Annotated in this window: 13 protein-coding genes; all 13 read left to right on the forward strand. The window is 60.0% G+C overall.

The genetic code is table 11. The annotated features are described in order from the left end of the window. Nucleotides 1-81 precede the first annotated feature (81 nt). The 13 genes from D0851_RS18955 (at nucleotide 82) to D0851_RS19025 (ending at nucleotide 14,293) form a co-directional block, all read left to right on the forward strand. Nucleotides 82-444 carry an NADH-quinone oxidoreductase subunit A gene (locus D0851_RS18955; protein ID WP_117620019.1) on the forward strand — a complete coding sequence of 121 codons (363 nt, stop codon included), beginning with the start codon at nucleotides 82-84 and terminating at the stop codon, nucleotides 442-444. Beyond that, a complete protein-coding gene (locus D0851_RS20685) occupies nucleotides 441-2,339 on the forward strand; it encodes a heavy metal-binding domain-containing protein (RefSeq protein ID WP_227539360.1) in 1,899 nt (632 codons plus the stop codon). The genes D0851_RS18955 and D0851_RS20685 overlap by 4 nt, the downstream gene beginning before the upstream one ends. Then, nucleotides 2,336-3,232: a complex I subunit 1/NuoH family protein gene (locus D0851_RS18970; RefSeq protein WP_117620020.1), complete on the forward strand. Its 897-nt coding sequence runs from the start codon at nucleotides 2,336-2,338 to the stop codon at nucleotides 3,230-3,232. Before D0851_RS20685 ends, D0851_RS18970 begins: the two co-directional genes overlap by 4 nt. Next, entirely contained in the window at nucleotides 3,232-3,777 is a 546-nt protein-coding gene (locus D0851_RS18975) for an NADH-quinone oxidoreductase subunit J (RefSeq protein ID WP_117620021.1), read from the forward strand. Before D0851_RS18970 ends, D0851_RS18975 begins: the two co-directional genes overlap by 1 nt. Beyond that, a complete protein-coding gene (gene nuoK / locus D0851_RS18980; protein ID WP_008169448.1) occupies nucleotides 3,774-4,085 on the forward strand; it encodes an NADH-quinone oxidoreductase subunit NuoK in 312 nt (103 codons plus the stop codon). The genes D0851_RS18975 and nuoK overlap by 4 nt, the downstream gene beginning before the upstream one ends. Then, nucleotides 4,082-5,902: an NADH-quinone oxidoreductase subunit L gene (locus tag D0851_RS18985; protein WP_117620022.1), complete on the forward strand. Its 1,821-nt coding sequence runs from the start codon at nucleotides 4,082-4,084 to the stop codon at nucleotides 5,900-5,902. Before nuoK ends, D0851_RS18985 begins: the two co-directional genes overlap by 4 nt. 35 nt (nucleotides 5,903-5,937) lie before the next feature. Beyond that, the gene (locus D0851_RS18990) at nucleotides 5,938-7,407 is read left to right on the forward strand and encodes a complex I subunit 4 family protein (RefSeq protein ID WP_117620023.1); all 1,470 of its coding nucleotides are present in this window, start codon (nucleotides 5,938-5,940) and stop codon (nucleotides 7,405-7,407) included. Then, nucleotides 7,407-8,780 (forward strand): NADH-quinone oxidoreductase subunit N, encoded by a 1,374-nt coding sequence (locus D0851_RS18995; RefSeq protein ID WP_117620024.1) that lies wholly within the window; start codon nucleotides 7,407-7,409, stop codon nucleotides 8,778-8,780. Before D0851_RS18990 ends, D0851_RS18995 begins: the two co-directional genes overlap by 1 nt. Further along, complete coding sequence (locus D0851_RS19000) at nucleotides 8,768-9,919, forward strand: hypothetical protein (RefSeq protein WP_039881755.1); 1,152 nt, start codon at nucleotides 8,768-8,770, stop codon at nucleotides 9,917-9,919. Before D0851_RS18995 ends, D0851_RS19000 begins: the two co-directional genes overlap by 13 nt. A 462-nt stretch (nucleotides 9,920-10,381) precedes the next feature. Beyond that, nucleotides 10,382-11,514, forward strand: a protein-coding gene (locus D0851_RS19010) for an IS3 family transposase (protein ID WP_117620025.1) whose coding sequence is annotated in 2 segments (ribosomal slippage) — nucleotides 10,382-10,652 and nucleotides 10,652-11,514 — 1,134 coding nt in all. Because the reading frame shifts where the segments join, the coding sequence is not laid out codon by codon here. Nucleotides 11,515-11,568: 54 nt separating this feature from the next. Continuing rightward, nucleotides 11,569-12,456, forward strand: coding sequence for a TRAP transporter substrate-binding protein (locus D0851_RS19015; RefSeq protein ID WP_117620026.1), 888 nt, complete (start codon nucleotides 11,569-11,571; stop codon nucleotides 12,454-12,456). A 63-nt stretch (nucleotides 12,457-12,519) separates the two neighbouring features. Then, nucleotides 12,520-13,020, forward strand: a complete 501-nt coding sequence (locus tag D0851_RS19020) for a TRAP transporter small permease (protein ID WP_117620027.1) — start codon at nucleotides 12,520-12,522, stop codon at nucleotides 13,018-13,020. Then, nucleotides 13,013-14,293 (forward strand): TRAP transporter large permease, encoded by a 1,281-nt coding sequence (locus D0851_RS19025; RefSeq protein WP_117620028.1) that lies wholly within the window; start codon nucleotides 13,013-13,015, stop codon nucleotides 14,291-14,293. Before D0851_RS19020 ends, D0851_RS19025 begins: the two co-directional genes overlap by 8 nt. Nucleotide 14,294 lies beyond the last annotated feature (1 nt).

Genomic DNA, 14,294 nt, shown 5'->3' on the forward strand with positions numbered 1-14,294 from the left:
TCAGTGGGGTTGTCGGCTGGAGGCAGTCTTGTCTCAGAGCCACCCCGGAAACGCATGGTTGCACGAGCTGGAGAATACAGGATGAGTGCTCTGGAACAATACAGCCTGCTGCTGGGCCTGGTGATCGGCACCGCTGGTGTCGTCTTGAGTCTGTATGGTCTTGCCCGCGCGATGGGGCCTGCACGGCGGGAGCCGGGTAAGGATGTGCCGGCGAGCTCCGGTGTGCTGTCGCGGGATCCGGTGTGGGGGCGCTATCACGCACGCTTCTACGGTTACGCGCTGCTGTTTCTGGCCTTTGATATGGAGATGGCGTTCATGTACCCATGGGCGGTCGTGTACAAGGAAGTAGGGCTGGTTGCCTTGCTTGATATGGGCGTGTTTCTGGCCATTCTTTTTCTCGGCCTGCTCTATGGATGGAGCCAGGGGGCTCTGAGGCGGCAATGACTTCTGATCCGGCAATGACCATCACGGGCGCGCGACAGCGACAGAAGCGGTCCGCAATGCTGCAGAAGTGGGTCTCCCGGGCCCTCGCGCGCAACCTGAGCTGCCTGATCGTCCCGGGGCCGGAAGTGGCCCTGGCGCATGGTCTGGATGTGATGGCGGCCGGCCTGCGCATCACCGGGACGCCTCGCGATGCAGGGGTGCTCCTGGTTGTCGGGCCATTGTCCGAGAAAATGAGCGAGGCCGTGGCGGTGCTCTACGCGCAGATGCCGCGGCCGCGCGCCATCCTCGTGCTGGGCGGACCGGCACCGTCATCTTTACCAAACGCCGATGTTTCCGCAGGTCTTTCGCAAGAGGAACTGACCGACGCGGTTGACTGGCTGAAGCGCGCACTGGCTGAGGGCGCCTTTGCAGTCTCACCCGAGGATTTCGACGCCTCTGTCCTGCATGCCAGGATCGAGTATGTCTGCCCCATGCATCCGGAAGTTGTCCAGGACGAGCCGGGCAGCTGTCCCAAGTGTGGCATGGATCTGGTAGCCCGCGAGGCCGGCGAAGACGAGGGCGCCGGGGAAACCACCGCAGAGCACGGCCATCACCATGGCCATGAGCACCACGATCATCAGGACCACGGGCACGAACAGCACCATGATCACGACCATCATCACGGTCACGAACAGCACCATGATCACGACCATCATCATGATCACAAACAGCACCATGGCCATGAGCACCACGAGCAGGATCATCACGGCCATGATCACCAGCACCACCACGGTGGGGCCGGCGGGCACTCGGAACATGATCACTCCGGTCACGATCATGGAGGCAGCGACCATACGGGGCACGACCACGGAAGTGATGACCATGCGGGACACGACAGCGGAGGTGATGACCATGCGGGACACGACAGCGGAGGTCATGGCCACGCGGGGCACGACCACGGTGCCATGGGGTTCATGTCCATGGTTGAAGTGACCAAGGACCTGCCCCGCAGTGCCGACGGGCTGGCGATGGACTGGATCGAGGTGCCGTTCGGTCCGGTTTTCCCCGGCCTGCCTGGCGGACTGAAGTTGACGCTGACCCTCGACGGTGACGGGGTGACTGAAGGGCAAGCCACATCCCTGGTGGGCATTGCCACAGAAGGTGACGAGGTGGATGCCGGGACCTTTGTCGAGCGTCTGGCGTCGGCCATGCCGCTGGCGCCTGTGAGCTACCGCCTGCTGGCCTGCCTGGCAATCGAGCGGGCGGCCGGGCTGGAGGATGATCCGGGGATCGCCCGGGCCCGGGCCAGCGCCCTTGAGCGTGAGCGCATCGCCAGTCATCTGGGTTGGCTGGCCCAGTTGGGGCGTCAGCTCGGCTTCGCCTGGCTGACACATCGTGCTTCAACCCTGCAACTGGAAATTCAGGTCGCCAGTCAGCAACGGCATGCCGAGTTGGAGCCGGCGCTACAGGCACTGGCTAACCGTCTCGGGCGAACGCCTTTGCTCAAGGCGCGATTAAAGGGGACCGGCGTTCTGCCAGCGGGTTCTTCTGACCTGCGTGGGCCGGTGGCGCTTGCCGCCGACGAAGCCGGAGATGCCTGGACACGCCTGTGGCAACGCCTGGCCGAAATCACGGCGAGCCTCGACTTCATCAAGGCGACCGGGGAGCCGGAGCTGCCGGCCCTGCGAAACATCGGTCATGTATCCGGTACCGGTGAGGCAGCCGTGGAAACCCCGCGCGGCCTGGCTCAACTGAGTCTGAAACTGGGGCATGGCCGGGTGGAATCATACAAGCTGGACACCGCCTGTAGTCACCATATCGGCCTGGTCGCAAAGCTTGTCGAAGGCCGGGAGCTGGGCGACGCACTGGTGGCGGTCGGATCACTTGACCTTTCGCCCTGGGAGGTGATCTCGTGAACTTTGTCATCGTGTTGCTTGCGTTGCTTGGCAGCGTCTGGCTGCTCGCCGTGGTCGAGGGCTGGACGACAACCGGCCGCCTGCGTCCGGCTGCGCCTCTGCTCAGCGGCCTGGCGCACCTCGGTCGTGAATCCATTGTACCGCGCACGCCGGACCGGGTCTTTTTCGAGGCGGCGCCGGTGCTGCTCCTGATTGTCGCGGTGCTTGGCGTGGCGGTTCTGCCGCTGGCACCGACCCTGGTGATCGCGGATCTGGCCACCGGTGCCCTGTTCATCAATGCGGCGTTGGCTTATGTGCTAGTCGCCCTGATTATGGCCGGTTGGGGCCCGAACGGCGCCTATGCCATGATCGGTGGCTGGCGATTCCTTGGTCAGCTTATCGCCTACGCCATGCTCATTGTCATGCCCATCACAGCGGTGGCCATGCGCGCCGAATCCATGGTAAACACCGTGATTGTCAGCTCCCAGGACAGCTTGTGGAACATTATTTATCAACCGCTTGGTTTCTTGCTGTTTTTCATTGCCTCCATGGCGCTGGCGTTCCGTTCGCCATTTGATCTGCCTACCGCAGAGGGGGAGCTGGGCGGGGGCGTGGACGCCGAATACACTGGCGTGCGCCTGGCGGTACTGCGCCTGGCTCGACTGACGCTGGTGGTTACGCTGGCTTTCGCGATCACGGTGTTTTACCTCGGCGGCTGGCACGGGCCGCTACTGCCGCCCTGGGCCTGGAGTCTGATCAAGACCCTCGCCGTGGCCGTGTCGATGCTCCTGGCCGGTCGCTACCTGCCGCGCATCCGTGAGGCGGATCTGTTGAGGTGGTGCTGGACCCTGGGGATTCCCCTGGCACTGCTCAATATCATTATTGTCGGTTTACTGGTTCTGGTGGTTCCATAATGTACGCTCAGGCATTTTTTGTTGCTGTTTTCGGGCTGGCCTCAATCGGCTTCGGTGTGGTGGTGTTTCGTACATCATCCATGGTGCGTTCCGCGCTGGCGCTGTTATTTTCGCAGACGGCCGTCGGCTTAATGTTCCTGGCGATGCAGACCGAATTCCTGGGCGTGCTGCAGATTATGATGATGGCCACGGAAATGAGCATCATGGCCATCTTCATGGTGATGTTCATGATGGACCCAGGCGGGCTCGGCGGCATGGAGATGACTCACCAGAAGCGCTTTTCAATAAGCGCCGGGGTGGTTGCTGGCGGCGCAGCGATTGCGGTCGCGCTTCTGGCCGACTGGGGGCCGGTGACTGTCGAGGCGCCGGATGCCGAGATGCAGACACGGGCGCTGGGCATTGAGTTGCTGGGACGTTCTATGCTGATCTTCGAAACCGCCGGTATCACTATCCTGACCGCGATGATCGCGGCCACGGCGGTGGCGATACCGGTGTATACCTTGTCCGGTAACGGCGGCACGGAAACCAAGGAGACCTCGGAATGACGTTGATCCTGATCCTGGCGCTTGTGACCGGCGCGATCCTGTTCGGCGTCGGCGTCTATGGTGCGCTGTCCCAGACCAATCTGGTCATGATCATGATGGGAGTGGAACTGATTCTCGCGGGCGCGCTGGTGAACCTGGTTGCCTTCTGGCGTTTTCTGCATCCCGAGAGCTACTCCGGCCAGATGTTCGCGCTGGTGGTAATGACGGTCATGGCGGTTGAAATGGCGGTCGGCTTCGGCGTCGCGATCGCACGCTTCCGGGCCAGGGGCTCGGTAGAGATGGAAGAAGCGGGGGACCTTAAAGGATGAGTACCGTAGTGCTGCCGGTACTGCCACCCCTGCTCGCCGCCTTGGCCGTGCTGATACTGCGTCGGGGCGGACCTGCGCTGGCCCTGGCCGGCGCAACGCTCAGCCTGGCAGGAAGTCTCTGGCTCCTGGCCCGGGTCGCCGGCGGTCAGGCCGAAACCCTGCTTCTGCCCGGTCTGCCGGAAATGCCACTTCGACTGGTCGCCGGACCGCTGACGGCGCTGCTGGCGGTGGCGGTGGCCACCGTGGGCACGTTCGTGCTGATTCATGCAGTCGGTTATATGAAGCGGGAGTCCGGCCTGTGCCGCTTCTACGCCTTGATGTCCCTGTTCCTGGCCGCCATGCAGGCGCTGGTGCTGGCCGGCGACTGGGTTCTGCTGCTGGCGGCCTGGGAGTTGATCGGTTTGTGCAGTTACCTGCTGATCGGCTTCTGGTTCCAGCGGCCCGAGGCCGCAGACGCCGCCGGTCGCGCCTTCCTTTATACCCGTAGCGCCGATCTGGGGCTTTACGTTGCGGTATTCATGCTTATCGGGTCGGCCGGTACCAGCGAGATTGCCGCCTCCCTGGAGACCGGCGGCAGTGCATCGACCGCCGCCGGGCTTTTGTTGCTGCTGGCCGCCATGGGCAAGTCTGCCCAGGTCCCCTTGCAGGACTGGCTCATGCGTGCCATGGCGGGGCCGACACCGGTCTCGGCGCTGCTGCACTCGGCCACGCTGGTGGCGGCGGGCGCCATCCTGCTGATCCGTTCGGCCCCGCTGCTGAGCCCCGAGGTCCTGCTCGCCGTTGGACTTGTCGGTGGCGTTACCACGGTGGCAGCCGGGGTCATTGCACTTGCCGAACGTGATCTCAAACGCCTGCTCGCGGCTTCCACTGCCAGTCAATATGGCCTGATGCTGGTCGCGGTCGGCGCCGGGGTTCCGCTGGCTGCCCTGTTGCATTTGCTCGCCCATGCCGCCATCAAGAGCACCCTGTTTCTTGCCGCCGGCGACTTCCAGCATGCCCGCGGGGGTACCAGTTTCGATCAGTTGGAGGGCGTTGGCCGCGCCAGACCCTGGGCTTTTGCCGGCTTTGCGTTGGCGGCGCTGGCACTGGCCGGTATTCCGCCACTGAGCGGGTTCTTCTCCAAGGACGCGGTAATCGCCGCCGCCCTGTCTGCGCAGGGCGCCGCCTGGCTCGGCCCCCTGGCGCTGGCCGGTACCCTGCTGACCGGCGGCTATATGGCCCGGGCCTTGCGCCTGCTGTGGCGAGGCTCCGGCGAAACCCGACCGGTTGCTGGTAGTGCCTGGATGCGCGTGGGCATTTGGGGTTTGGTGGTCCCTGCCACTACCCTCGGCCTGGCCTTCGGCCCCATCGAGGCAGTTCTTGATCTGCCCGCCGTCACCGCAGGCACAGTGGCCGTGCTGCTTGGGCTCCTTGCTGCCGCGAGTGGGCTGGGCCTGGGCTGGCTCGTGCCGGCTCCCCGCCTGCTAGGGCCGGTCTACCCGTGGGCACGACGCGGACTTGCCGTTGGCGGCGGGCTTACGGTCTGGGTCGGGAGGCCAGCAATGGCCGTTGCCCGGGGGTGTGAGTGGCTGGAAGGTCGCCTGTATGCAGCCGTCCTCAATGTCGGCCAGGCCGGGCTCGCGGTGGCGCGGCTGGCGCGCGCCACCGACGAGCGCCGCATCGATGGCCTGATCTTCGCCCTGGTGGCAGGTGTGCGGGCTTTGGGGGATCGCGCCCGCGCACTGCAAAGTGGTCTGATCCATCGTGAGCTGGCCGTCAGTGTCTCGGTTACGGCCGTGGGACTGGTCGTGCTGCTTGTGACGTTGCTGCGTTTCTAGCTGCGTTTCTAGTTTCTAAAGGGAATCCGATATTCATGTTACCACTCGTTTCCATCACCTTGTTCCTGCCCCTGGCGGGCGCCGTCCTGATCCTGGCCCTGCCACGACCGACGGCACAGACCGTGCACGGCATCGGCATCGCCACCGCCTCCCTGACACTGGCCTTTGCCGTTGCCATGTGGCTGCGGGGTGTCAGCGGCGCAGGCTTTTCCCAGGTCGAGGAGCTGGAATGGATCCCGGCCATTGGCGCCGCCTACCGGGTGGGGGTCGACGGCATCAGCCTGCCGTTGGTGCTACTGAGTGCCGTGCTTTTCCTGGTTGCGTTCATCTACGCTTCGTCGCTTCGTGAACGTCCGCGCGCCTACGTGGCCCTGGCCCTGCTTCTGGAGACTGCGGCAGTCGGTACCTTCACCGCTCTCGATGGGATTTTGTTCTACGTCTTCTTCGAAGTTTCCCTGGTGTCGATGTACTTCATGATCGCCGGGTGGGGACACGAGGAGCGGCAGCGTGCAGCCCTGATGTTCTTTATTTACACGCTGCTGGGCAGCCTGCCGCTGTTGCTCGCCATCCTGGGGCTTTACCTCGGCAGCTCTGAACCGACCTTCGACATGCGAGCCTGGATCGAGAATCCGCCACTGGAAGGGGCGGCGGCTATGTGGGCATTGGTCGCTATGCTGATCACCTTTGCGGTAAAGATCCCCGCGGTGCCGCTGCATACCTGGTTGCCTGCCGCTCATGTTCAGGCGCCGACCGTCGGCAGTGTCATCCTGGCCGGCATCATGCTGAAGTTCGGCACTTACGGATTGGTCCGCTTTGCCCTGCAAATGACCCCCGATGCTTTCCGTGAAGCGGGGGTCGTTGTTCTGATCTTTGGTGTCGTCAGCGCGCTCTACGGGGCTTTTGCCGCCCTGGCTCAGAGCGACCTCAAGCGCCTGGTTGCCTACACCTCAGTTAATCACATGGGCTATGTGATCGTCGGCGTCGCCGTGGCCGCACTGACTCTGGACTCCTCGGTGCGTGCCGTCGCGCTGGATGGTGCCGTGTTGCAGATGTTCAGTCACGGTCTGGTTACCGGCGCCCTGTTCTTGCTGGTGGGCATGATTCAGGACCGCGCCCATACCCGTGAAATGGGTGAGTTCGGCGGTCTGCTCAAGACGGTCCCGATGCTTGGCTGGTCATTTATATTGGCGGCCTTTGCGTCCCTGGGCCTGCCGGGGCTGGCGCACTTTCCGGCTGAGTTCCAGATATTTCTCGCCACCTTGGGTAGCGCGCCCGTAGCGGTTGTTGTGATTCTGGGTATTGCCATTATCGCCGGCACCTTTCTCAAGGCACTGCGCGAAACCTTTCTGGGCGAGCCCCGGCAGCGCTGGCAGGCCATGCCGGACCTGAGTACGCGGGAATGGCTTGCCGTGGCGCCACTGCTGGTGCTCACCGTTGCCACTGGCGTGGCGCCATCCTGGGTGCTGGACATCATTCACCGGACCACATCGGGACTGGTGCTGTAATGGGCCCTGATCTCGCATTATTAATCCCGGAAATTGTCGTCCTTTTGACGGCTGTCGGCGCGCTGGTCGCGGAAATGCTGCGTAGGCCGCGAACCGCCCTGGCCGTGGCTGTCATTGGCCTACTTGTCGCCACGGGGCTGACCTTGCGCCTGATCGGCGCCGACACAACGGTGTTCGGCGGCAGCTTCCGGATCGACGAACTCAGTGTCTGGGCCAAGCTCATTCTGCTGCCGGCCACCGTGCTCTCAATGCTGCTGGCGCGAGTGGATGTGCGAGGCACCGCGCGTGAGGGTACGGTCTACAGCCTGCTGTGCTTTGCCACCCTCGGCGCCCTGGTTCTGGCCGGCGCGGGCGATACGATGTTCCTGGTGTTGGGCACACTGTTGACCGGCCTGGCCACCTTCGCCCTGGTCGCCTATCCGGATACCGACCCGGCCACCGAAGCCGCCATGAAATTCTTCGTGTTTGCCTCGGTCACCGGTGCAATCATGATTTTCGGCCTGAGCTACTGGTTCGGTGCCGCCGGCTCCACCTTGCTTGCTGATCTGCCGGGCATGGATACCATGCCTATGGCCGTCATCGTCGGCTTTGTGGCTGTCGTTATCGGCCTTGGCTACAAGGCATCGCTGGTTCCGTTTCATTTCTGGGCGCCAGATGCCTACGAGGGCGGGCCGCTGTCGATAGCGGCTTACCTGTCCGTGGTGCCCAAGATCGGGGCTCTGTTCGCACTCGCTCAGGTGGTTCGCGGTCTGCCCCCGGAAAGTGGTTGGACTGCCGTCATCGCGGGTCTGGCCGTTCTGACCATGACCTACGGCTATCTCGCCGCGCTGGTGCAGGATAACGTCATCCGGCTGCTGGCCTACTCGTCGATTGCCCAGTCTGGCTATTTTCTGCTGGGCATCGTCGCGGTGGGCTCGAGCAAACTCGCGCTGACATCAGTTATCCTGTTCGCCGCCGCCTACGCGGCCATGAACCTGGGCGCTTTTGCCGTTACCGCCGCAACCGGGCGCACTCTGAACGATTTTGGCGGGCTGGGCCGGGCAAAGCCGGTGACCGGAATCGCGATGGTGGTTTTCCTGCTGTCGCTGGTAGGTATTCCGCCTCTCGCCGGCTTCGTTGGCAAGTTCCTGCTCTTCGCCGCCGCCATCGATGTCCAGTTCACCTGGCTGGCGGTGGTGGCGATTGCCAACAGTGTGCTTTCACTAGCGGTATACCTGCGCATCGTCGTACCCATGTACCAGCAGGCGGCGACGGAATTCGCGCCATTGGGCAGAAGTCTTGGCACGGTGGTAGTGACCACCTTTGCCGCCACACTGATCATCGGCCTGGCGGCCCAGTTCTTTCTTGCGGGACTGGTGGAGTGGCCGGCCTAGTGCCCCGCCCGGCGACGCTGGCCATCGTGCCGGCCATGAGCACACCGCTGGCGTCCATTTTCGGCAGTGGCTTCCTGGTAATCGTACCGGTACTGGCCAGTAGTGTGGGGCCGTATTCGTTATGGGCGATGCTGGCGGTGGCTTTTGTCGCTTTTCACACCGGTGCCGTCGTGCGCCATAACATTCTGTGTGCTGAACCGGTGCTGGCAGCGGGCAGTCAACGTCTGACGCTCACGCTCGAACGACTGTCGGATGGGGCGCTGGTCCTGGCTTATATTGTGTCCGTGTGCCTCTACATTCATATCCTGAGCGCCTTCGTGCTCGGGGCTTTCGGACTGGATTCGGGCTTCAACAAGAGCCTGTTTACCACGCTGGTGATCGGCGTGATTACTGCAATTGGCATCATGGGTGGCTTGAGACCGTTGGAGCGGATGGAGCGGTGGGCTCTGTATGTGACCATCCTGGTGCTCGCTGTGCTGTTGGCCGCCTTCGCCCTGCGTGACATCAGCGACTTTCTGGACACCGGACGCTTTGTGCTGCCATCCATGCCGCAACGTTCCGGCTGGGAAATGGTGACCATGGTGGCCGGTACCCTGATCGTGGTGCAGGGCTTCGAAACGCCGCGCTATCTCGGCCAGAGTTTTGATACCTGGACGCGGATCCACGCCTCGCGCTGGTCGCAATATGTATCTCTCACGGTCTACGTGGCATTCGTCGCCGTGGTCTTGCCCCTGGTGCCAATTCTGGACGGGCAATACGCAGATAACAGCCTGATCCAGGTGGTTGCCTCGGTCTCGGTACTTCTTTCGGCGCCGCTTATCCTCGCCGCCGGCCTGTCGCAGTTCTCCGCTGCCGTTGCGGACACCCTGGCGGCTGCGGCGAACCTGGAGGAAGTGACGCGGCGGCGCCTCACCCAGCGTTGGGGTTACCTGCTGGTAGGCGGTGCGGCTATGGCGCTGGCCTGGTCCGGTTCCACCTTTACGGTGATCGCGCTGGCGTCACGCGCCTTCGCCCTATACTACCTGTTGCAATGTCTGGTGGCCCTGACGGTGTGCCGCAACCGGCGTGAGCGGGTACGTTTCTTCCTGGTTGCGCTGGCACTCATTTTTGTCCTCCTTTTTGCGGTGCCGGCCGGTTGACCGAGCGGTTTCTGGCGAAAGCCTGAATGTCTAATCTGCCCCACGAACTCATAACGAACCCCGTAATTATTACGACTCCGGGATGGCCGGAGTTGCGTGTGTATTCCCGGCGAATATGGGACAAATTGCTCCCTCAGTTAATGCGTTTACTGATGTCGAAGTTAACCGGCTGGACTTGAGGAAAATGGCATAACGACGATCAGTGAACTACGATGATTGGAACTGTTTCACCAACAATAAGACCATAAGGAACAAGTCCAATGCCTATTAAATCCTTTCCCACCTCTCACTTTTTGGGCAGTGTAGCCGCTGCTGTTTTACTAGGGGTCGCGGGAATCAGCCATGCCCAGACTACAATTAAGCTTGGATGGACCACTGCTGACAGCGAAGCAGATGAAGTGGACCCCGAAATTTGGACAGGTGCCTAAGCTCTGATTCATCATCTCCACAAGGAGGAGAATCATGAGCAAGAAACGCAAGCAATACAGCGCATCGTTCAAGTCCAAAGTCGCCCTGGCCGCCCTCAAGGGTGACCAGACCACATCCGAAATCGCTGCCCGTTTCCAGATCCACCCCACCATGGTCAGCACTTGGAAGCGTGAGCTGCTGGAGAATGCTCCGGACCTCTTCGAAGGCAAGAAAAAGTCTGGCAAGCAGTCCAACGAGCCCAGTTCTGACGAGCTTTATCGCGAGATCGGCCGACTGACGGTAGAACGCGATTTTTTGTCGCGCAAGCTCGATCAGTAAGCCGTCAACAGCGGTTGACGATGATCGAGCGTGGTCATCCCCAGGTCAGCATTTCGCGCCAGTGTGAGCTGCTCAAGCTGAGCCGTTCCTCGATCTATTATGTCCCTCGTGAACAGCCACAGGAGGACCTGAATTTGATGCATCTGATCGACCGGCAGCATCTGGAAACACCGTATTATGGTTCTCGCAAGATGCGTGTTTACTTGCAGCGTAAGGGCCATCAGATCAATCGCAAGCGAGTGCAACGGCTGATGCGCATCATGGGCATTCAGGCCGTGTATCCGCGGCCCAGAACCAGCATTCCGGGTGACGGGCACAAGATCTATCCGTACCTGCTCAAAGGGCTGATGATCGACCGCCCCAATCAGGTGTGGGCGGCTGATATCAGTTATATTCCGCTGGCTCGGGGCTTCATGTACCTGGTCGCCATCATCGACTGGTACAGCCGCAAGGTGCTGGCCTGGCGGGTTTCCAATACCATGGACACAGACTTCTGCATTGATGCCCTGGAGGAGGCCCTACAGCGCCATGGAGCGCCGGAAATCTTCAATACTGATCAGGGTGCCCAGTTCACCAGCGAGGCCTTCACAAGTGTTCTCAAAGAGCATGGCATCCGGATTAGCATGGACGGCAAAGGCTGCTACCATGACAACATTTTCGTGGAACGGCTCTGGCGCAGCGTCAAACACGAGTGCGTCTACCTCACTGCATTCGAGGATGGACAGCACCTGAAACAGGCGCTCCACCGGTACTTCCGGCATTACAACCAGACCCGGTACCATCAAAACCTTGATTATCAAACACCAGATGAGGTGTACTATGGGCAAACCATAGCCTTGGCAGCCTGAGCCAGGGAAACAACAGGATCATAGCTTAGGAACACCATCAGGTTGTCCAACTGATTGGGTCCACCTCAAGATCCATATGCTATCGCTGCCCATTACTTTGCCGAGGAGCTTGAGTCTGCGGCACCCGGGGAATTCAAGGTATCGTTTTTCCCAAACCATCAGCTTGGCAATGACACAGCAATGTTACAGGCAATGCAATTCGGAACGATGGGTGCTGGCGTCATTACCGGGACTCAGGTAGGCACATTGGAGTCTGCATTTCAGCTCAATGACCTTCCGTTCCTCTACGCTACTAACCAGCAGGCGCACAAGGTTCTTGATGGAGAGGTTGGCCAGAAATTGCTATCCCTGCTTGATGCCAAAGGCATTGTGGGACTTGGGTTTCCTGAGGCAGGCTTCCGACATACCATTAACAACAAACGCCCAATCCGGACCCCGGCCGACTTTAATGGAGTGAAGCTCCGGGTCCAACCCAGCGACCTATTCATTTCCAGCTTTCGCGCCATTGGCGCAAATCCGGTGCCAATGGCTTGGAGCGATGTGTTCACTGCAGTTCAGCAGGGTACTGTCGATGGTCTCGAAATCCCACTTCCTGTGATATTTGCAAATAAATACCCGGAGGTGACCGACTATCTCTCATTGACAAGCCATACCTACAATGCGTTGGCTTTACTCATGTCCAAACAAACTTTCGATAAGCTTTCGGCTGAAAACCAGGAAATAGTTCGCCAGGCTGCCAAGCGAGCGATCAAACGCCAGCGTAAGACTGTCGCGGCCAATAACGACCAGGTTCTCGAACAAATCCAGGCAGCAGGAATGACTGTCAATGAGGTCGATGACGTCGAGGCATTCAGGAGCAAAGTATCGGGCGTGTACGATGAATACCGCAGCAAAATTGGTGAGGATATCCTTGCCAAGGCACTTGAGCAGGTTGCCGAGTAGCAGTCGCCAGATTCATCATCGCTCCCGGCTCCATCGCGCCTTTATAAGCCAGGAACCTTTCAGATGTACCGTTACCTAGATAATTTGGGGTATGGTCTGGCCTTTGGGTCCCAGGTAGCCGGGGCTTTGACCGCCCTGGTGATGATTGTAAGTCTCCTGCTTGGTGTTTTTTTCCGATATGTGCTTGGGGACTCCCTTGCATGGAGCGATGAAATCGCATCGCTGGCATTCACCTGGACCGTATTCCTTTTTGCCAGTGCACTGGTCAGGGAGGGCGGTCACGTGCGGGTCACCTTGCTGGTGGACGCACTCCCTCCGACTATCTCCGAACTGGTGGAAAGAGGCATCATGCTTCTTATTCTTGGGTTTGGCGTGTTGATGCTCTGGACGGGATGGAATTTCGCTGAATTCACTTCCGGTCAGGTGTCTCCTGCCGTCAGGTATCCCGTCTGGATCAGAAATGCTGCAGTACCAACCAGCGGCCTCCTGATCAGCTTTCACGCTGTGGTTCTTATACTTCGTCCCGCGCCCATCCGCAACATAGCGGAGCCTGGAAATGGGTGACATTGGCACAATCATGACGATTGGATTAATCGTTCTATTAGCATTGGGAGTGCCAATTGCCTTTACGATAGGCCTGCTTGCTGCAGTTGGTATCTGGATGGCGGACATCAATCCGATGATTCTGCCGCAACAGTTCATCGCGGGAAGTAACGTCACGAGCTTACTTGCCATTCCTGGGTTCATATTGGCAGGCGAGCTCATGAGCGCTGGAGGGCTATCCCGACGCTTGGTACGCGTTGCTGAAACTTTTTTCGGGCATCTAACGGGCGGCCTCTCCATGTCTACAGTGGCAGCGGGAACTTTCTTTGGCGCGATTTCCGGCTCAGCGCCCGCCACGACCGCTGCAGTGGGCTCGATAATGATTGATGAACTTGAGGCCCGCGGCTACCAGCGGGGATATGCAGCTGCTTTGGCTACAGCTGTAGGACCTCTTGGACAGATGATTCCCCCATCAATCCCGATGGTGATATGGGGTGTGCTTGCAGAAGAATCTATCGCCAAGCTTTTCTTGGCGGGAATTGTGCCTGGTTTGCTTGCCGCTGCTGGCTTTTGCGTAGTGAGTGTTATTTATGCCCGTTACCGTGGCGTAGCGCGGGAAGCTCGCGCCACAGGCAAGGAAATTCTGTTTGCTCTTCGAGATGGCATATGGGCCCTTCTTGCTCCTGTAGTCATTCTTGGGGGCATCTATAGTGGGATGTTTACGCCTACTGAAGCAGCCATGGTGGGGGCTCTTTACAGTGCGATTGTCGGGCTGTTTTTATATCGTGATCTGAAGTGGCAAACAGTGCCATCAATCCTGATGAGTTCGATGAGAACTACTGGCATTATCATGTTCATAATCGCCGTGGCTTACGGCTTTGCCTGGGTCATGGCTAGTGAGCAGATTCCTGCCCGTCTTACCGAAGCATTGCTTTTGCTTACTGACAATCCAATCGTTTTGCTGCTAATTCTGAACGTCATGCTGCTTCTTCTCGGTGCGGTGATGGATAACATTTCTGCAATGGTAATCCTTAGCGGTGTACTCATTGGATTAGGACAGCAAATTGGTCTGGACCCGATTCAGTTGGGTGCCATGGTCGTAATCAACTTTGCAGTAGGTATGGTCACTCCACCGGTCGGCTACTCTATTTTTGTCGCCTCCAGCATTAGTGGGTTACGAGTAGAAACAGTTGCACGCCACATTTGGCCATTCATGTTGGTACTTATCACCATTGTCGCCTTAATAGCCTACGTTCCGGCAATAACGCTTTGGCTGCCCGGAAAATTTGGTTAAC

The organism is Marinobacter sp. Arc7-DN-1, assembly GCF_003441595.1.
Lineage (GTDB): Bacteria > Pseudomonadota > Gammaproteobacteria > Pseudomonadales > Oleiphilaceae > Marinobacter > Marinobacter metalliresistant.